General features: G+C 57.9%; 14 protein-coding genes. 5 read left to right on the top strand and 9 right to left on the bottom strand.

The features are described from left to right. The first annotated feature begins 315 nt into the window (after window positions 1–315). Entirely contained in the window at window positions 316–2,496 is a 2,181-nt protein-coding gene (locus tag F560_RS23840) for a PAS domain S-box protein (protein WP_019007606.1), read from the top strand. Window positions 2,497–2,546: 50 nt separating this feature from the next. On the opposite strand, the gene ald is transcribed toward F560_RS23840, so the two are convergent. From ald to F560_RS0120425, 7 genes are all read right to left on the bottom strand, one after another. Beyond that, window positions 2,547–3,680, bottom strand: coding sequence for an alanine dehydrogenase (gene ald, locus F560_RS0120455; protein WP_019007605.1), 1,134 nt, complete (start codon window positions 3,678–3,680; stop codon window positions 2,547–2,549). 1,064 nt (window positions 3,681–4,744) lie between these two features. Beyond that, window positions 4,745–5,656: a nucleoside hydrolase gene (locus F560_RS0120450; RefSeq protein WP_019007604.1), complete on the bottom strand. Its 912-nt coding sequence runs from the start codon at window positions 5,654–5,656 to the stop codon at window positions 4,745–4,747. A 148-nt stretch (window positions 5,657–5,804) separates the two neighbouring features. Then, entirely contained in the window at window positions 5,805–6,818 is a 1,014-nt protein-coding gene (locus F560_RS23835) for a bile acid:sodium symporter family protein (RefSeq protein WP_245554924.1), read from the bottom strand. Window positions 6,819–7,140: 322 nt separating this feature from the next. Then, window positions 7,141–9,234, bottom strand: a complete 2,094-nt coding sequence (locus F560_RS0120440) for a glycoside hydrolase family 36 protein (RefSeq protein WP_019007602.1) — start codon at window positions 9,232–9,234, stop codon at window positions 7,141–7,143. Between the two features lie 165 nt (window positions 9,235–9,399). Beyond that, window positions 9,400–10,713, bottom strand: coding sequence for an ABC transporter substrate-binding protein (locus F560_RS0120435; RefSeq protein WP_019007601.1), 1,314 nt, complete (start codon window positions 10,711–10,713; stop codon window positions 9,400–9,402). Between the two features lie 129 nt (window positions 10,714–10,842). Next, window positions 10,843–12,480 carry a response regulator transcription factor gene (locus tag F560_RS0120430; RefSeq protein ID WP_019007600.1) on the bottom strand — a complete coding sequence of 546 codons (1,638 nt, stop codon included), beginning with the start codon at window positions 12,478–12,480 and terminating at the stop codon, window positions 10,843–10,845. After that, entirely contained in the window at window positions 12,473–14,314 is a 1,842-nt protein-coding gene (locus F560_RS0120425) for a cache domain-containing sensor histidine kinase (RefSeq protein ID WP_019007599.1), read from the bottom strand. The genes F560_RS0120430 and F560_RS0120425 overlap by 8 nt, the downstream gene beginning before the upstream one ends. Window positions 14,315–14,480: 166 nt before the next feature. Between F560_RS0120425 and F560_RS0120420 the strand changes: the two genes are divergently transcribed. From F560_RS0120420 to F560_RS0120410, 3 genes are all read left to right on the top strand, one after another. Beyond that, window positions 14,481–15,368, top strand: a complete 888-nt coding sequence (locus tag F560_RS0120420) for a carbohydrate ABC transporter permease (RefSeq protein WP_019007598.1) — start codon at window positions 14,481–14,483, stop codon at window positions 15,366–15,368. Beyond that, window positions 15,368–16,198 (top strand): carbohydrate ABC transporter permease, encoded by an 831-nt coding sequence (locus F560_RS0120415; protein ID WP_019007597.1) that lies wholly within the window; start codon window positions 15,368–15,370, stop codon window positions 16,196–16,198. Before F560_RS0120420 ends, F560_RS0120415 begins: the two co-directional genes overlap by 1 nt. Window positions 16,199–16,359: 161 nt before the next feature. Continuing rightward, window positions 16,360–16,701, top strand: coding sequence for an antibiotic biosynthesis monooxygenase (locus F560_RS0120410; protein WP_019007596.1), 342 nt, complete (start codon window positions 16,360–16,362; stop codon window positions 16,699–16,701). Between the two features lie 51 nt (window positions 16,702–16,752). On the opposite strand, the gene F560_RS23830 is transcribed toward F560_RS0120410, so the two are convergent. Next, the gene (locus F560_RS23830) at window positions 16,753–17,634 is read right to left on the bottom strand and encodes a CPBP family intramembrane glutamic endopeptidase (protein ID WP_019007595.1); all 882 of its coding nucleotides are present in this window, start codon (window positions 17,632–17,634) and stop codon (window positions 16,753–16,755) included. 157 nt (window positions 17,635–17,791) lie between these two features. Here F560_RS23830 and F560_RS0120400 point away from each other — a divergent pair, with 157 nt between their 5' ends. Beyond that, window positions 17,792–18,223 (top strand): DUF1284 domain-containing protein, encoded by a 432-nt coding sequence (locus F560_RS0120400; RefSeq protein WP_019007594.1) that lies wholly within the window; start codon window positions 17,792–17,794, stop codon window positions 18,221–18,223. A 58-nt stretch (window positions 18,224–18,281) separates the two neighbouring features. On the opposite strand, the gene F560_RS0120395 is transcribed toward F560_RS0120400, so the two are convergent. Next, window positions 18,282–18,629 carry a hypothetical protein gene (locus F560_RS0120395; protein WP_019007593.1) on the bottom strand — a complete coding sequence of 116 codons (348 nt, stop codon included), beginning with the start codon at window positions 18,627–18,629 and terminating at the stop codon, window positions 18,282–18,284. Window positions 18,630–19,098: the final 469 nt, after the last annotated feature.

Genomic DNA, 19,098 nt, shown 5'->3' with positions numbered 1-19,098 from the left:
ATCTATGATTGCAAGCTCGACCGGCAACTTTCTAACAGATTCCGGGAGAATGGCATCCCAGATGGTCAATTGCTCGTCTCGAAGTTTCAACATTTTCTTCACCTCTTGGAAGGATTCCCGAGGGCTTCTGTTGAACTCCTATAGCAAAGGAATTCTTCCCTCGGGGTGTGGAACTTTGTTATCTCGTCAATAACAATTTCCATTTTGAGGTGCTGAATTCCTTTTAATTATGCTCAAAACACCCTGACTTTTTCAGGGGAAACTATCTATTATTATTCGACCAAAAACCAGCTGCAGCGCGACGCCGAAAATCAAATGACCGCCATCGCCAACCAGATCGGGGCCGCGCTGCAAGCGATGCAGCAATCCCGCAAACTCATCGAGGACACGCTCGGCGAGCGGCTCCGCAATGCGGCGATCGCGGCCCAGCAGCAGCTTGATCCGGATATCGACAAGGTGAGCAACGAGGAGCTTAAGGAATTAAGCCGCTTTCTTGGCGTCGACCATATCACGCTTTGGCGGAAAACGGATAACGATATCGTGGCGGTCAAATCGTCGGACCCGAACGAAATCGGCCTCAGCTCCCGGAACATGGACTATTGGTACGTGGCGTTTTCGCAACTTTTCGAAAAACGCGAGGTGACGATTCCGCAAGGACAGAAGCTGGAGAACTTCTGGTCGGGTCCCATCAACTTTGCCACCTCCGATCCGAACCACATCAACAAATGGGGCTACTATTACGACGGAACGACCAACTATATGATCAACCCTTACATTCACGCCGAGATTTTTGTCGATTTCGAGCGGGATTTGGGAACGGACGCGATCGTCGAAAAGATTTTGCAAAGCAATCCCGCCCTGATGGAGATCACCGGGTTCGATCCCGAGTTTTTTGGCAAGCCGCCCATCATCAAATACAAACAAGGCAGGCCGGTCCGCAATCTGGACGTACGGGACATCATCTTCGGGACCTACAGCTACCGGAATCAGACGCAAAAGGACGCGGCGCTCGTCGGCGAAGCCGTCCGAAGCGGCAGCATGGTCACGACGCAGGACCGTTTGAACGGCACCAAGGTGATCCGCAGCTTCATGCCGGTTCAGGGCGACAAGCCGTACGTCATCGGCGTGACGTTCAATCAGAATTACATAGACAAGTCGATCCACCAGCAAATCTTCATTTTGTCGTTGATTTCCGTCGCGCTTATTGCGGTTTCGATCGTCGTCAGCTATATGATGTCGGGCATCATGATCCGGTCGCTGAATCAGATCGTAACCAAAGTCAACGAAATCGCCGACGGCGTCTTCGGCAAGAAGCTGCCCGTCCGCCGCAAAGACGAACTCGGCCTGCTCGCGTCGCGCGTCAATACGATGGAGGACAATTTGCAGTTTTATATGTCGGGTCTGAAAAATACCGCCGCCGAATTGCGGGACACGAAGCAGTATCTGGAATCGTTCGTCAACCATACCTCGGACGCGATTCACGTCGCCGATCTGGACGGCCGGGTCACGCAGGTCAACCGGGCGTTCGAGCAAATGTACGGCTGGAGCGAAGCGGAGACGCTCGGCAAACGGCTCGACAACGTGCCGGAGGAGTACCGGCAGGAATGGGAGGACATCCGGCAGACCGTCCTGCGGGGCGGTTCCGTGACCGGCCATGAAACGGTCCGCTATACGAAGGACGGCAGCCTGATCGATCTCAGCATTACCGTCTCGTCGATCCGGAACGAACAGGGGGAAATCGTCGCCATCGCGACGATCTCCCGGAATATAACCGCAAAGAAGCAAACGGAGGAGATGCTGCGCAGATCGGAGAAGCTTTCCGTCGTCGGCCAGCTCGCGGCGGGCATTGCGCACGAAATCCGCAACCCGCTGACCACGCTGCACGGGTTCGTGCAGCTGCAGCAGAAGAAAGGCTCCTTGCCGCCCGTCTATCTGGATGTCATGCTGTCCGAGCTCAACCGCATCAATTATATCGTCAGCGAGCTGCTTTTCTTCGCCAAGCCGCAGGCAACCCGGACCGAGACGGCCAACGCGGCCGATATTTTGAACGATATCTTGCTCTTGGTCGAATCCCAGGCGCGCATCGGCAACGTTCAGATCGAAATGGACATTCCGCCGGACTTGCCGCCGATCAAATGCGCGGTCGACCAGCTGAAGCAAGTGTTCATCAACATCATCAAAAACGGCATCGAAGCGATGCCGGACGGAGGCATTCTGCGAATCGAGGCGAGGCCGCAGGAGGACGGCAAAGGAATTCTGCTGCGGATTTGCGACAACGGATGCGGCATTCCGGAAGAAGCGCTCTCCCGCCTGGGCGAGCCGTTCTACTCGACCAAGCCGAACGGCAACGGTCTCGGGCTGATGGTCACGCAGCAAATTATCGCCAACCACAAAGGAACGATCGAGTTCCGCAGCGAGCCGGGCAAAGGCACGACCGTGGAAATCCGTCTCCCCTCCCAAGGCATCGCAAGCAGCGCCGACCCGGCCACGGCTTAAAGACAAACAAGCGGACCGTTTTAACCGGTCCGCTTGCCGTCGGGCCGCCGTTACGAGACGGCGGCCGAGCCGTTCAGCACTTCATAAACGTTCGTATACGCATATCCGTGGGCTTCCGCCACGGCCTTGAAGGTTACCTTGCCTTCGGCCGTATTGATTCCCCTGGCCAGGGCGGCGTTATCCAGCGCCGCCTGTTTGTAGCCTTTGGACGCGATTTGCAGACCGTACGGCGTCGTCACGTTGGTCAAGGCGAACGTGGACGTGCGCGCGACAGCCCCGGGGATGTTGGCGACCGCGTAATGCACCACTCCGTGCTTCACATAGATCGGATCGTCGTGCGTCGTTGTCCGGTCGATCGTTTCGATCGAGCCGCCCTGATCGATCGCCACGTCGACAATGACCGAGCCGGGCGCCATGCTTTTGACCATCTCCTCCGTCACAAGCTTCGGCGCGCGGGCGCCGGGAATAAGCACGGCGCCGACGACAAGATCGGCCTGCCTGACGGCTTCGGCGATATGGTGCGGACCGGACATCAGCGTCTTTACCCGTCCATGGAACAAATCGTCGATCTGCCTCAGACGATCCGCGTTAATATCCAAAATGGTGACGTCGGCGCCAAGACCGAGGGCCATCCGGGCGGCGTTCGTGCCGACGACGCCTCCGCCGATTACCGTCACCCTGCCCGGCGGAACGCCCGGCACCCCGCTCAGCAGAACGCCCTTGCCTCCGTGGGCTCCTTCCAGAAAGTGCGCGCCGATCTGGATCGACATCCGCCCCGCCACCTCGCTCATCGGCGTCAGCAGCGGCAGGCTGCCGTCGTCCAGTTGAATCGTCTCATAAGCGATCGCCGCGACCTTGCGGTCGACAAGCGCTTGCGTCAGCTCCTTCTCCGGGGCAAGATGCAAATACGCGTACAGGATTTGATTTTCCCGAAAATAACCGTATTCCTCCGGAAGCGGCTCCTTTACCTTCACGACCATATCGGCCTCCCAAGCCTCGGCCGCCGTTTCCGCAATGCGCGCCCCCGCTTCCCGGTAATCCCGGTCGGCAAAGCCGGCGCCCGCTCCCGCATCCTTCTCGACGATCACCTCGTGGCCGGCCTTTATATAGGAAACAACCGATCCCGGCGTCATGCCTGCGCGCTGTTCGTGGTTTTTGATTTCTTTTGGAACGCCGATCCTCATCTGGGTTCACTCCTTGCTCTCGTCTTGGCGGTGGACAGGCGGACCGGCGGACCGGCGCCTGCCTGCGTTTCAGGGCCATTCCCGCGCTCTCGGCTGCCAACTATATCCTTTACCATTTGGGGCCTTATCCATGCGGGCGCTGCGGACAAGCACCTCCCCGCCCGTTCGCCGGGTACAAGACAGAAGGAATTTTTATGTTATATCACGTTATTTGGGAGCCTTATTAGACGGATCGTTTAAAAAACGCATGCCCTCTCTGGACGAACCTTCTTTAACGCCATATTTTCTCGCATAATCCATCGTATTCCAATTTATGTCCCGCAGAATCCGCGGGTTATCGGTTTGTTTTGGCATCAATTCTGACGGTTTTGGAGGGGAGACGATTCGGTTGAGAAAAGCAGATGGTACGAGGGAAGGCGACTTCTCGTCGTGAAAGAGGCGTTGCCGGGGATCAAGATCGCTGCGCTTGCCAACTCCGTTTAGCCGATCCGGTACGGGTGCACGGGACGTTAGCATGGGCAGGGAATGCGGAGCACAGGTATGTTAGAAATACGTTTACATGAGGCGTGCAGGAACGCGAGTATATAGGGCAGGGGCGGTTGCACGGGGGTGCCGGCGCAGGAAAGAAGGCAGGTAAACGGACAGACAATCCGTTATGAAGGCCATTGGGCAGGAAAAACGAATGGTTGCGGACAGGAGATCCGTTAATCCCCCGGAAAACCGTAAAAAGACGCAAGTTTTGCGTGATTAGCGGAACCTGTGTCCGAAGTTTCTCGATTTCAGCGGTCTTTGGGCCGTATAAAGGAACGGTGATCCGATGTTCCCGGACAAACGGGTATGCGGACGGGGTTGCGGACGGCCGGACCCTAATCGCAAAACGGTTCCGGCCGATACCCGCTCGCGTTGGAGCGTCAAGGGATATCGGCAAGAGCCGTATCCATCAAGAGCCGCACTCCAGATTTAAGGGGCTGTACCGTCTTGGCTTCTCCAAAGCCCCGAAAGCTTGTCCGTTCCTCGCTCGCGATCCTATGTCGTTAAAGGCGCCCGATACCCGAGGACCCGGATCAGATCACACGGCTGAGAAAATGCTTCACAAATTCGTCGGCCCGCACATCCAGACAGACCCGCATGTTCGGCCGGCCGCCCGGCAGTTCCCCCGTGCGACCCAATTCTTCTCCGTCCAGGCGGACCTGAACATGAAGCGGTTCCGCGGTAACGAAATCGGCGGAAACAGCTACGCCCACCGCGAGCGGATCGTGAAGCGCGCAGCCGCCGGCGCCGGGCAGACACGATTCATAGAAATCGATGTAGAAGTCCGTCATCTCGGCCAGAAAACCGCCCAGCTCCGGGTCTTTCCGCCGCCAAGCCGCAAGCGCGTCGCGCGCCAGCAGCGTCTTGAGGGTTACGTCCAGCCCGACAAGCGTAATCGGAAGGCCGGATCGAAACACGGTGTCCGCCGCTTCGGGATCGCTGTGAATGTTCGCCTCGGCATGCGGGGTCACATTGCCCGGCACCCGCACCGCGCCGCCCATAATGACGACTTGGTCGACCCATTCGGCTATGCCGGGATCTTTTTGCACGGCCAGCGCCAGATTGGTGAGCGGGCCGACGGACACAATCGTGACCTGTCCCGGCAGCTTCCGGACCTGCTCGATGATAAAATCAACCGCATGCTGCCTTTCGGCCTTGCGCGCCGGAGCGATATCGAGCACGCCTCCGAGCCCTTTTTCGCCGTGAATATGCCGAACCGCCTCCTTGCGCTTGCGGCGCAGCGGCTCCTGCGCCCCCTGCAGCACCGGAGCGTCGCTCCCCAGCCGTTCCAGCACATACAGCGTATTGCGCGTCGCTTCGTCGACGGGAACATTGCCGAAGCAAGTCGTCAATCCAAGCAGGCGCAATTCGGGAGAACGAACCGCGTATGCGATGGCAAGCGCGTCGTCGACCCCCGTATCTACGTCGAGAATTATCGGCTTCATCTCTTTTTCACCTCGTTATGGCCATTCGCACGGCAGCGACTTTACAAGTGTAGCTTAAAACGCCGCTTCGTTCCACCTCCGTCCGCCATTCTCCGCACGCCGCTCCGGCACGGCCGATCGCGCTTCGAACTTGTTGTCCATACCGGCCTTACGGATGATCGGAGACGGCCTGGTCCGATACGGGGCCGCTGTCGGCCGGGGACATTTTCCCGTCCTTTCGGGCGATCCGGTATCCGAACAAAGCCGCCAGCATTTGCTGAAACAGCATCCCGGAGATGACAGGCAAGGAGACGGCCGGCGGAAAATACTGCACCGCGAGCACCGCGCCCGCGCTTAAGTTGCGCATGCCGGAATTGAATTGCATCGCAACCGAATCCGCCCGGCTCCAGCGGAACGCCGAAGAACATCCCCAGCCGATCAGATAGCCGATGATCACCGTTCCGAGCGTGACCGCGACGACGGCCGCCAGATGGTCGTTCACCTGCTTGAAATAGGGCGCGATCGCCGAACCGTTAATGGCGACGACCGCGAACAGACCGATCTTGACCAGCGGAGCGAGCGGCGGGCTCCACGTCTTTCCCGCTTTTCCGCGGGTCCATTGGTTGGCCAGCATGCCGGCCAGGGAAGGGATCACGACCATCCAGAGCAGCCCCTTCATCATCGCCCACACCCGGATCTCAACCGTTTCGCCCATCATGACGTACAGGCTGGCGGGCACGATGAACGGCGAAAGCAACGTATCGATCAAGATCAGCGACAGCGTAAGCGCAAGATTGCCTCTGTAAATCGTCACCCAGACGACGCTCACGACTCCGGTCGGGATGACGAACAGCAGCACGTACCCGGTTATCGTCAACGGATCGCCGGGAAAAAACAGCCGGCCCGCCGTCCAGCCGACGCAAGGCATTACGACGTGCAGAATAAGCATCAGCGCCAACAGCTTCTGCGGGCGGTACAGCTCGCGTCCGATATCGGCAAAGCTCGATTTCAGGCTGCCGATAAACGTCATCGCGGCGAAGATCCACGGAACCAGATCCTCGTAAGGACTCAGCCGCGAGGAAAACAGAACCCCGACGGCAATGGCGGTCGGCGTGAGCAGCGGCATGATTTTTTCAAGCAAGGCATTTGTTCGGGTTAAAAAAACAATCCCTCTCTTAGGCACAACGGCTGCATCTCCTTCTTGAGGCCCTTCGTCCATTATACCTTCAAAGAGCCGGGATGAGCGGTTGAGTGTGGGCAGAAATGAACGGAATCGGTTATGGAGGCGCAAACTTTTGTTTATTCGGGCCGCCGCCGGGCAGCCTGACCGCCGAACCGAACGGGCAGAATGCAGTTGCCATAACCGCAACTGCAAAGCCGATTCTCGCGCAAGCACCCGTTTTAAGTGCTTTAGCGGCAACTAAATCGCCCAACCGGCCACACCGGCCGGCCGGGCGCGCAACGCGCAAAAGCCCCGCAACCCTTCGGCTGCGGGGCTTGCACGCTTACTTGGCGCGGATCTCGATCAGCCGCGCCGTCTGGGCCTTCGGCAGCACGACCGTCAGCTTGCCGCCGGCCGCGTCCCACGCCAGCGAGCTGTCGTGCGCGGACGGATACGCGATGCGGACGTCCAGGTCGCGTCCGGCGAACGGCAGCGGCAGCTCCGCCGACGGCGAGCCGCCGCGAACGCGCCATACCGCCACGTAGGCGCGGTCGCCCTTGCGGAGCCCGAGGCTGATCCAGTCGGCCTGAGGGGTCGGCAGTCCCAGCGGCCAAAACGGCAGCGCCTCGGGAATGTCCTTGCGGATCGACTTGTAATAGTCGAGCGCCTCCTTGACGAGCTCGCGCCGGCGCGGGCTGAGCTCGGCCAGATGGCCGCTCTGGTGCACCCGCAGCAGCAGCGCGTTGACCATGTTGAAGACGACCTCCTCGTCGTCGCCTTCGCGAAGCGGATACGACCATACGGCGGCCTGCTCCGGCGTCAGCCCCACCGGCGAGCTGGCCGCGATCGCCGCATAGCGGACGTAGTTTTCCTGATCGCTTGTCGACTGGATGCTGTGGCGGCTGAGCATCGCATAGTCCATGCGCATGCCGCCGCTGGAGCAGTTCTCGATGACAAGATCCGGATAACGCTCGAAGACCGAGTCCAACCACCTGAGATACGCGCGGTTATGCTGAAGCAGGCCGTCCCCGAAGCTGTCGGCGTCCGTCTCCGTGCCGATGCCCGCGTTGATGTTGTAGTCCATTTTGATGTAGCCGACGCCGTAATCCTCGACCAAGCGCCGGATGACTTCGTTCGCGTGCGCAATCACCTTCGGATTGCGGAAGTCCAACTGGTACCGGCTGCGGTCCTTCACAAGCTTTCCGTGCCGCTTGAAGAACCAGCTTTCATCCGCTTCCGCCAGCTTCGGGCTGTTGACGCCCATTACTTCCAGCTCCAGCCACAGGCCGGGAACCATGCCTTTGGAGCGAATGCAGTCCAGCACGTATTTGATGCCCTCCGGGAAGCGTTCCGCAGACGGCAGCCACTCGCCTACGCCGTCCCACCATTCGCCGGACGCATACCAGCCCGCGTCGATGCAGAAATATTCGCAGCCCGCTTCCGCCGCGGCATCGATGAGCGGCAGCAGCTTCGCCGTCGTCGGGTCGCCCCACAGGCAATTCATATAGTCGTTGAAAATGATCGGCAGCTCGCGGTTGTCGGCGTTCGGCCGGCGAATGCTGCGGCGGTATGCCGTCAGCTCCCCGATCGCCCGCTCGAAGCCGCCTGCGACGGAGCCGACGGCGACCGGAACCGAAACGAACTCCTGCCCCGGTCGAAGCCGCACCCGCCAGTGGTTGTCATGCTCGGTCGGTCCGCTGAGCAAAAGCGTCAGCCGGTCGGCCTGGTCGACGATTTCCCAGTGCCAGGAGCCGTTGTGCTCGATTTGCCAGAACAGGCTCGTGCCGGCCTCCTCGTTTTCCAGCACCGCCATCGGCAAAAATTCGGCCGCGGACCAGGAGCCGGTGTTGCTGCACGACACGCGCTTGGACGTGCGGTCGACCAGATGCGACATCCCGAGTTCCGGCAGCTTGTACGAACGCAGCTGCAGCTCGCTTTGCCAGCCGTTGTGCGCAAGGGTCAGCCGCATTTTGTCGTCCCGATCCTGCGTGCCCTCCTTGTCCAATCCGGTTAACGCAAACGACGAAACGTATTCGACGCCCGCTTCGCAAGTCCCCTCGTTCTTCAAAGTCACCCAGCAGCGCATCGCCTGAACGCCGTCGTAAAACTGGAAATGCTGAACCGCCTTCAGCCCCGTCGCCGGATCGCGCAGCTCCACCTCCAGCTTGCGTCCGAACGCCGTCCGCGTATCCCGGTGCGTCTCGTAGCGCATCCGCAGGCCGGGGTAGGTCGCCCGGTGCGTCCTTCCGTGATACTCCGCCCGGTCCTCTCCGGTCAGCTGCAGCTCCATCAGCCGGTAAAACGGCTTCTTATTCTCCGGGATCGAAGACGCTTCAAAGGGCAGCGCCCCGAAATGCAGCAATCTCACGTCCCGCTCGTCCGTAATCTCAAACAAAAGATGAAGCCCATTCTCGGTTATTTCGATTGTCTTGCTCAACCGCAGCACCTTCTTTCGTGTCCATCATGCCGTCATTAAAAACATAACTCAGCGCGAACCCGCGCTGAGTTATGTGGGAGCGGATATCCCGGCGAAACGCAGAGCCGGTTAAGGTCGGATTCGAGAACCGCACCCTGCGCCACCGGTGAATAAACCCTTATCCGTTTACTCGTTGGACCCGAGCTGGATCCACGCCTTTTGGATTTCGTCGATCGCCGCGTCCTTCGACTTGTTGCCGCCGATATAGGCTTGCATGATTTCGCCGAATTTTTGATGGAACGTATCCAGCGAGTAGTTGATGGCCAGATCGCCCGATTTTTCGGTCTTCAGAATTTCTTGCATTTGCTTCGGCATGTCGAGGTCCGGCAGCGGCGCGTCCTTGATCGGCGGAATGACTTTCGCCACTTGGGAGAACCAGTTCTTGCCGTAGTCGGACGTGTACAGCCAGTTGAAGAATTCGATCGTTTCGTTGACGACTTTGGAATCCTTGTTGATCCGCAGCGCTTGGTCCGCGCCCGTAATGATCACGGCTTGTTCCGGCTTGTCGCTGACCGGGTAGCCCATGATGCCGATTTCGATGTCCGGGTTAATTTTCTTGATCGCCTCTTCGTCCCAGGCGCCTTTGCCCGTCATCATCGCGGCCTTGCCGGAAGCGAAATCGCTGACTTCGGCGTTGCTGTCGCGCTCCAGCGGCTTGTCGGTGCCGTGCTTGATCGTCGTGTCGATAAAATTAAAGAAGTTGTTGTACAGAATCGGGTGGTCCTTGAACGTCGTCTTGCCGGCGGCAAAGTCGGCGACCAGCGTCTTCGCGTCGGTGCCCGCATCTTGCGCGGCGGCGTCAACGAAGTGCTGGAAGATATGTTTCCACACCCACCATTCCTTATAGGCGTTGGCAAACGGCGTAATGCCTTTGGCTTCGAGCTTCGCGATTGCGTCGTCCAGCTCGGCCAGCGTCTTCGGCGGTTGCGTAATGCCGGCTTCCGCGAACAGCTTCTTGTTGTAGATCAGCGCAAACAGATTGCCCTTAACCGGCAGCCCGAGCACCTTGCCGTCCGAAGACGTCATGTTGGCGCGAACCGCGTCCGTCATGGCCGCGGCAAGCGGCTCGTTCGTCAGGTCGGCGCTGTATTCCGCGAACGTGTCGATGTCTCCGCCCGCCGTCGTTTGGAAGACGTCCGGCGTGCTGCCGGCCGCGATCCGGGATTTGAGGACGGTATTGTAGTCGGATTGCATGATTTCAAGGTTGATCGTCACGTTCGGCTTAACTTTTTTGTACTCTTCAATGTAGGCGTTAAAGGCGTCCGTATATTCCGGCGACGCGGTGAACATATTGATCGTGACCGGCTTGGAGGAGTCGGCCGAAGCGCCGCTGGATTCGGGTTGCGCCTCGTTGTTTTCGTTGTTGCCTCCACCGCATGCCGCCAGCATGCCGACAATCAGCACAAGACTGACGGACAGCGCCATCATTTTTTTGAACATGAATGTTTCGCCCCCGCTTCATGGATGTTTGGTCTTCGATGCTATTCTAAAAAAATTTCACGGGTTGAAAAATGTAGATAAGTGGCGACTTAAGGGTAAAAAAGTGTTCTGATCGGCCGAGTTCACTTTTTATCCGCTCGTATGCTTCATCCGGTATTCGGTGGGCGAAATCGAATAGTAGTTCCGGAACGCCTTGCTGAAATAGTTTTTGTCCTTGTAACCCAGCATCTCGGATATTTCCTGGATTTTCAGGTTTGAATCGTTCAGCAGCTCCTTGGCTTTGTCCATCCGCACCTTTTGGACGTACTCGTGGATGCCGTAGCCGTACTGCTGCTTGAACAGCTTCATCAAATATTCGCGGCTTAGAAAATAACGCTCCGTGAACATCGAGATTTTGATGTCCTCGAAATAATGCCGGTCGATGTACTCCTTGATGTCGGATACCTGAAACGACCGTACCGTCGCGGCCGACTGCCGGATTTGGGCGCCGTAGAATTCGAGAATCCGGTTTATCAGCCCTTCGAATTGCTCGAAAGAGCCGTAGTCTGTCGAGACCCCGGCCGCCCGCAGCCCCCTCTCCCCGCTCGGCAGCTTGTCCTGGGGAACGCCCAGCTCCAATGCCGCATCGTTCAGGAGCACGATGAATTCCTGCACGATCCTTTCCGCGTCGCCGAGGCCGAAAGCCTCTCCCGCCTTGATCTTTTTCGTGAATTCGCCGAGCACGGTCTTGGCCTGATGAATATGGCCCGCCTCCAAGGCGCCGCGAATCTGCGCCATCCGTCCTGCGATCGAGAACCCTTCGCGGGCCGAGCTGCGCTCTGCCGTATACGGCGCGATCGCCGTCCCGTTCAGCTTGAGCAGATCGATGCCGCTCAGCGCCGCCTTCGCCGCCTCGTACGACTCGGCGATTCCGATCGCATCCCCGCTGGGGGAGCCGATGCCGGCCGCGATGCGGATGCGCAGAAGATCGCCGAGCGCGGCGGCCGCCCGCTTCATCAAATGCAGCGAGGAGAACGCCAGATCCTGTTCATTGCCGCCAGCCATTGTGTACACGGCCACCATCTCGCGCTCCTGCTTCGGATTGACGAAGCTGAAGCACTGGACGCTGTCGGTGCCGATCTCGTTGATGACGTTCGCCGCCGCAAAATGCAGCAAATCGATGTCGTTATGAAACAGACTCGTTCTCACTTCGTCCAGATTCAATATCCGTACGGCGGCCACGTTGAACCGCTTGGACGGATCGTCCGCGCCGATGAGCGGAAGAAACGCTTCGTTCGTCTGTTTTTTGAACGTTCCCTCGATGATGGAGACGTACATCTTCTCCTTCAGCTTGGGCAAGGACATATTCAGCGCGATGTTGCGGTTGATAAACTCGCTTTCGCTCTGCCTTTTTGCCTTCAGCACGTCAAGCGCCTTGCGTAGTCCCTGATTGAGATCCTGCCGGTTGACCGGCTTCAACAGGTAATCTACCACTCTCGATCTGATCGCCTGACGGGTAAATTCGAAATCGTTGTAGCCGCTGACGACAATCGTAAACAGATCCGGATACTCCCGCTCCACGATCTGAAGAAATTCCACGCCGTTCATCTCGGGCATCTTCATATCCACGATGACAACATCCGGCTTGTGCTCCTTCAGCATGGCCAGCCCGGAACGCCCGTCCGTCGCCTCCAGCACTTCCCCGACGCCGAGGCCCTTCCAATCGCCCAAAATTTTGATCGCCTCGCGCACCGGCTCTTCGTCGTCGATAATCAGCACTTTATACATGAACGTTGCCTCCCCGCGGTATCCACATGCTCATTTCGGTTCCCCCTTCATCCGAACGAATGACCAGCCCGGCCTCGTCTCCGTACAGCAGCTTTAACCGGGTATGCAGATTGACCAGGCCGATGTTCTCCGTTTCTCGCTCCTCCCATTTCGTCTCCAGCGATCGCAGGATTTCCCCGAGACGGTCCGGCGGAATGCCGGGTCCGTCGTCGCGGACGGAGATGACCGCATGCGTCGGATTCAGGCCGGCCCCGATGACAATGGTAATCGTGCTCGACACTTTTTCCAGCGCGTGCTTGATCGAATTTTCGACCAGGGACTGAATGGACAGCTTCGGAATTTGCAGCTCCTTCAGCGATTCGTCCCATTCGTATTTCACCTGCAGCCGGCTGCCGAATCTTGCTTTTTGCAACGCCAAATAACGCTCGATATGCCCCAATTCTTCCCTAGCTTGCACGATGTCTTTTCCGCTTATGCAGTAGCGGAGCGTCAAGGCCAAGGCATCCACCATATCGGCGATATCGTACCGCTCGTTCTTCAGCGCCTTGGTCGAAATCGCCTGCAGCGCGTTGTATAGAAAGTGAGGATTGATCTCCGCCTCCAGCGCCTTTAGGATGGCGTTCTTCTCGACCAGCTTGCTTTTGTACCGTTCGTTGATCAGGTCGTTCGTCCGCTTGACCATCTGGTTGAAATGCCGGGTCAAGTACGCGATTTCGTCCCTGCCCCTGACCTCGGCTTCCGCATCGAAGAAGCCGGCGCTGAACCGCCTCATCTGATGGGACAGATTCTTGATCGGCTTCGTGATGGCATTGGAGGTCAGCGTCACGAGAACGACGGACAAAACAAGAAAAGCCAGCCCGATCAGGTAGCTGAGGTTGCGCGCCTTCTTCGCCGCCTCGTAAATTTTGCTGTAGGGTATCAGCTTGACCAGCTTCCACCCTTCCCGCTCGCCTGTGCTCGTCACCACGAGATAGCGCTGCTCCCCGTTCGACCACGCGAAGCGGTCCGACTGTTCCTCTCTCAGCTTGTCCAGCAGACCCGCTTCCTTTACCGAGCGGTAAAACGCGGGATCGTCGTAATGGAACGGAACGTCGTTCGGGTCGAGATAGAGCAGATGCTCTCCCTTGCCGAGAGGCACGTCTTTTAGAATCTGGTCTTTGGCCGTCGGCATCATATAGAACGTGATGACCGCCTGCGGCTTTCGCGAAGCGAGCGAACGAAGCACGCGGTGATAAGCCATAAAGCTGTTCCCCGCAGCCGCGTTGCCCTCGTCCGGCCGCATTCCGCCCTCGGTCCCGAGCAGCGATTGAAACATCCGGTTGCGGTCGCTGGCCAGCGTTTCCTTATACCAAGGCTGGTCGGCGACAGACGGGTCGCTGCGGACGCGGACCGTCACGTTGTAAGCCTCGCGCGTAAGGGCGTACACTTTCTGACGGTCGACCAGATAGAGCGTAATGGCCTCCACATCGTTTCGCGAAAAATACAATGAGCGCAAATAATTCTCCAAATACATTCGGGAGGCGTAATCGCGGTCTTCGCTTGCAATCGCGCCGATAATTTCGTCGTAGCGGATTTGCGGAAGCGACAGCTGCTCGATCTCGCCCAAATAGTTTTCCAGATTTCGGCCTACCAGCAGCAGATTGTTCCGCGCGCTCGAGATGCTGCTGTTCACCGCTTCCCGTTCGAGCATTTGATACGAAATGACGGTCAGCGACACCACGACGAGGATGATAATGGACGTAAAAAGCAGAATAAGCTTGTTGACGAGCCGGCGCGTAATGCGCTCCCGAATCGACGAGACGGTTCTGGCCGCCCATTTGTAGAATGTTGACATCGTTCCCCCTCAATCGGCAGTTCACCTTTTTACCCTTAACTGTTTTCTTAAATCCATTTTGAGGCCTATACCCCTGTTTTATAATGCATTATAGCTGAAATGGGTTTGCTGTATAGGCCAGATCAAGGCAAATCCGGCGTAATTCGTGATGAAAAAGAGGTGCAGCATGGGCAAACTGGGCAGAAAATGGTCGGAAAGGTTTGAATTCGGTTTCTTTACGTGGCCGGCACTGATTTGTGTCGCGATTGCTTTTTATATCCCGTTTGCGATGACCATCCGCTATTCCTTGACCAAATGGAACGGGATTTCCAAGCATCCGAAGTTTATCGGGCTGGATAACTTCAAGCAAATTTTTTCGGGCGACGCGAACTTCGCGAACGCTTCCTGGTTTACGATCAAATACGCGCTGCTTTACATCGTTCTGATAAACGTGCTGGCCATTGTGCTCGCCGTGATTCTGGACATGAAGCTGAAATCCAAGAACTGGCTGAGAGCGGCGTTTTTTATCCCGTACATTCTGAGCCTGGTCATCGTAGGCTTCATCTGGAAGTTCATCTTTATGCAAGGATTCGAATCGTTCTACGACATCACCGGCTGGGACATCTTCAAGCTTAGCTGGCTGGGCGAGCCGGGACCCGCGTTTGTCTCCGTCCTGCTCGTGTCGATCTGGCAATCCATCGGTTTCTATATGGTCATTTACATCGCCGGTCTGCAGTCCGTGCCGGATGACCTGAAGGAAGCCGCCACCGTCGACGGCGCCGGACCGTTCCGCCGGTTTTTCAGCGTCACGCTGCCGCTGCTGGCGCCTTCGGTCACGATTTCCGTCTTTATGGCGCTGACCAACTCGATCAAAGTCTTCGACGTCATCCTGTCGCTGACGGCCGGCGGTCCCGGCGGCACGACGTACAGCGTCGCTTTCGACATCTACCGCGACACGTTCCAAAACAACATGTACGGTTACGGCACGGCCAAAGCGCTCATTCTGTTTGTCGCCGTTCTGATCATTACCGTGATCCAATTGACCATCTTCAAGCGCAGGGAGGTTGAGGCCTGATGAAATCCAATAAAGCCGGACGCATCGTCCTCGAAGTCGTGATGATCCTCCTGTCGCTTGTGTTCCTGTACCCGCTGTTTCTTGCGGTCATCAACTCGCTGAAGAGCTTCCAGGAAGTGATGACCGATGTCATCGCCCTGCCCAAGAAGCTGGCGTTCGAAAACTACTCGTACGTATGGAAATATATCGATTATCCGCGCCTGTTTCTGAACAACACGATCGTGACCGTGCTGGGTCTGGCAGGGATCATCCTGATCTCCTCGATCGCGGCGTACAAGCTTGCGCGGACCAAATCCCGCATCAGCTCGATCGTCTATTTTCTGTGCATCATGCCGATGCTGATTCCGTTCCAGTCGATCATGCTCACCGTGCTGCAGCTTGCCAAGGACATCAACCTCTCCGACAGCACCTGGGGGCTCGGCATTCTGTATTGGGGATTCGGCGCTCCGCTCGCCATCTTCATCTACCACGGCTTTGTCAAAGGCATTCCGAAGGAAATCGACGAAAGCGCGACGATCGACGGGGCGTCCGGATTCCGGCTCTTTTTTACCGTCATCTTCCCGCTGCTGAAATCGGTCACGACGACGATCATCATCATCGACGTCATGTGGATCTGGAACGACTTCCTGCTGCCGCTGCTCATGGTCAACGGCTCGCCGTCGACGAAGACGCTGACGCTGGCGGCCTACACCTTCGTCGGCCAGTACACGTCCGACTGGCAGTATGCGATGACGGCGATGGTCATGGCGGTGCTGCCTTCGATTATCGTCTTCATGTTCCTGCAGAAACACATCGTCAAAGGCGTCGTCGCCGGCGCGGTCAAAGGGTAATCGGGTTTCAACGCGCAAAAGCGCCTTCCGGGCATGCGTCCGGAGGGCGCTCTTTCTGTCTTCGGCCTCTTCATCCGCAATGGCGCTATGAACCAATGATTGACATTGAGAATGGTTTTCAATTAGAATGACTACAACAAATTGGGGAAGGAGTGAACCGCATGCTGATTCAGACGAGAACGATTACGGTGAAAGCCGGATACGCCGACCAGGTCGTGCAGCGCTTCAGCCGGCCGGATCACCCGATGGCCGCAATCCCGGGCTTTATCGATTTAAGCGTCATGGTCAAAAAAGCGCGCAAAAACGAGGAGCAGGAAGAAGTGGTCGTCTTGGTGCGATGGGAATCCGAGGAAGCGTGGAAAACGTGGGAAAAGAGCCCCGCGCATATCGAAGGCCATCGCAACGCCCGCCATCAGGAGAAGCCGGATTTCATCCTGAGCACCGTCGTAAGCATGTATGAGGTGAAAGCGGTCACGCTACCGAGAGTGCAAGCGCAGTCCTGATTCCGAACCGGCGCGGGGCAGCGGCTTGGGTGGCTTGCAGGGACACGCGAGTCAGCCTGCCGCCCGCCCCCGGGACCGGTAATACAGAAAGGCCGCAAGCCACCCGGCGGCAAGGACAAGCGTCGTGACGGCGCTTCCTTCCGCGCCGAAGCTGCCGCCCGACACGGCCTCGCTTCCCGCGCGCTCCACCCGGACAAGCGATTCCACCCGCACGCCGGACACTTCGAAGCCGTACACGTAGCCCTGAAAATAATTCCAGGCCATATGCAGGCCGACCGGAATCCACAAGCCTCCCGACCACTCCCGCAGCGCGCCGAACAGAACGCCGACGAGGATGAGGTTCAGCACCGCCCACGGGCTGTCGAACAAATGGTCGTTTCCGAAATGCAAAAGCGCAAACAGCAGCGAAGTCACGGCGATCGCCGCCCGTGTCCCGTAAGAAAACCTGATCAGCCCGTACAGATATCCCCGGGCCAGCAGCTCTTCGCTTATCGCGACGACTGCGAACATCACAATCCCTTCCGCAAGCGCCCGGGCGACGCCGGCATTCCATTCGGTCCCGCGAATGCGGATGCCGCCCAACAGCCAGATCAGCAGCACCGCCGCCGTAATCAGCGCAGCCCCGAAGACGAGCCCCGCAATCGTCTCGCGAACCGCCTGCCCCCGCCGAAGCGTAAAGCCCAGGCTCCAGCCCTTCTTGCGCTCATAGAGGGCGTACAGGATCAGAACGCTCGCCACAATCACGGCGTCCTGCACGATTATGGTCCATGGCGCTGTTTCGGACAACAATGCAAGCATTTGATCGACCGAGCGTCCGGTTAGCAGGCCAATGAGAACAGCGGCAAGGCACACTGCGAAAAGCAGCGCCATTGCCGTAACGGCCAGCAGCAGAATTTTCCCTGCAAGGATGAAGCCCGTCCGTATCTTGTTCATGCCAAGCGCTCCCGCTATGTAGAATTCGTTCGTTTTCCTTACTATTGCAGATCGCGAGGGTCCCGTCAAATCCGCCCGGTTTCCATCGCGCACGCTTTCCCGTTATGATAGTAAGGAAAGAACACCTTTCTTAAAAATACGCATAGGTGGGTTATAGATGGCGATACGGCTAAGAGGGCATCATCTGTTCTGTCTGCTGGGCTACAGGGGAAAAGGCTATTCCGAGGAGTTCTGCGCCAACATGACGGCCGTCTACGAGACGCTTCGAACCAAGCCGGATACCGTCGTCGAATTGGTCCGGGGACCGGACGACATATGCAAGGCTTACCCTCCGGACAAGCCGAACCACTGCGAGAACGAGAGCGTTTACCAGAAGGATCGGAACATTTTGCGGCATCTTGGGCTGGATACGGGCATGAGCAAGAGCTGGTCGGACATTTTGCGCATCGTATCGGAGCGCGCGGTCCCGGAGGACATCGGCCGTTTGTGCGCCGGATGCCCTTGGCTGCCACTCGGTTATTGCCAGGAGGGCGTGGACCTCGTACGGTCCGAAGGCCGCCTGCCGATGCTGCCGGGAGGACCGGGATGAGGCCGATGTCCCGGACCGCGGTCCCGGTTCTCCGGCGTCGGAGCCAAACGAGCCTTCTTTACGTACGCTCCACGTGAAGCAAGGCGACTTTCTTCACCGTATACGCATTCCGCACGGCCGCTTCGGAAATGACGTTGAGCTTGATCAACGCGGCGATCTTGGACGGATCGGCTTTGGAGACGAGCCTCCACACGCTTGCGTCCGGCAGCGCCTCGTACAGCTTGTCATCGTCGTACTCGCGCCTGTCTTGAGTGACGATCTTGACGCGATAGCCGCCGACCGTCCGCTCCGCCGGCCCGTCTTCCGCGCAATCCGCCAATATCGCGTTCCGCAGTTCCGCAAGCTGCCGCTCGATTTCTTTTTGCAAGCTTTTTAGCTCATAATAACGCGCCACCCGTTCCTCCATCCGGCTCACGCTCCCTTCCTTTTATGCTTATGTGGGTGGGAGCCGGATCAGAAGGCGAGCTAGGCGGAAACGCAGGCCGTGAATCGGATTCGGCGCTTCGGTCAGGGCATAGCCGTTGCGCAATGCAAACCGGCCGATGCGGAGATGGCGGCGATACGGACAGCGATGGCGAAAGCCGCGCCGGAGCTTGGGGAGAGTGGCAACTGGACCGTAGATCCGCTGATATGAACGAAACCTGTCAACCATTCTGTGGGCAGCCTTGTTTTTAGCGTACCTAAATAGAGCCTGTCAAGCGGTTTTCTTTACAGGCGACTCCATTTGCCCATACTTTCAAGGTCACCCGGCATTTTTGCCGGGCCTGCCTTACGGCGAGTAACGGGGTGCAGGGGGTTGTACTCCCTGCGTTTCCCCTTTAGGGGACGGAAGGGGGGATTCTTCCTTAGCTCAGAGGCAAAAGCAATACGTTGGT

The organism is Cohnella laeviribosi DSM 21336, from assembly GCF_000378425.1.
Lineage (GTDB): Bacteria > Bacillota > Bacilli > Paenibacillales > Paenibacillaceae > Cohnella > Cohnella laeviribosi.
The sequence above is the reverse complement of the archived record's forward strand: the minus strand, read 5'-3'. Positions and strand labels throughout refer to the sequence as shown.

Coding starts and splice junctions, on each gene's coding strand:
- ald (WP_019007605.1), bottom strand. CDS start 3,680: ATGAGGATCGGCGTTCCAAAAGAAATCAAAAACCACGAACAGCGCGCA.
- F560_RS0120410 (WP_019007596.1), top strand. CDS start 16,360: ATGCTGATTCAGACGAGAACGATTACGGTGAAAGCCGGATACGCCGAC.
- F560_RS0120395 (WP_019007593.1), bottom strand. CDS start 18,629: ATGGAGGAACGGGTGGCGCGTTATTATGAGCTAAAAAGCTTGCAAAAA.
- F560_RS23840 (WP_019007606.1), top strand. CDS start 316: ATGACCGCCATCGCCAACCAGATCGGGGCCGCGCTGCAAGCGATGCAG.
- F560_RS0120450 (WP_019007604.1), bottom strand. CDS start 5,656: ATGAAGCCGATAATTCTCGACGTAGATACGGGGGTCGACGACGCGCTT.
- F560_RS0120435 (WP_019007601.1), bottom strand. CDS start 10,713: ATGTTCAAAAAAATGATGGCGCTGTCCGTCAGTCTTGTGCTGATTGTC.
- F560_RS0120400 (WP_019007594.1), top strand. CDS start 17,792: ATGGCGATACGGCTAAGAGGGCATCATCTGTTCTGTCTGCTGGGCTAC.
- F560_RS0120430 (WP_019007600.1), bottom strand. CDS start 12,480: ATGTATAAAGTGCTGATTATCGACGACGAAGAGCCGGTGCGCGAGGCG.
- F560_RS0120420 (WP_019007598.1), top strand. CDS start 14,481: ATGGGCAAACTGGGCAGAAAATGGTCGGAAAGGTTTGAATTCGGTTTC.
- F560_RS0120425 (WP_019007599.1), bottom strand. CDS start 14,314: ATGTCAACATTCTACAAATGGGCGGCCAGAACCGTCTCGTCGATTCGG.
- F560_RS0120415 (WP_019007597.1), top strand. CDS start 15,368: ATGAAATCCAATAAAGCCGGACGCATCGTCCTCGAAGTCGTGATGATC.
- F560_RS23830 (WP_019007595.1), bottom strand. CDS start 17,634: ATGAACAAGATACGGACGGGCTTCATCCTTGCAGGGAAAATTCTGCTG.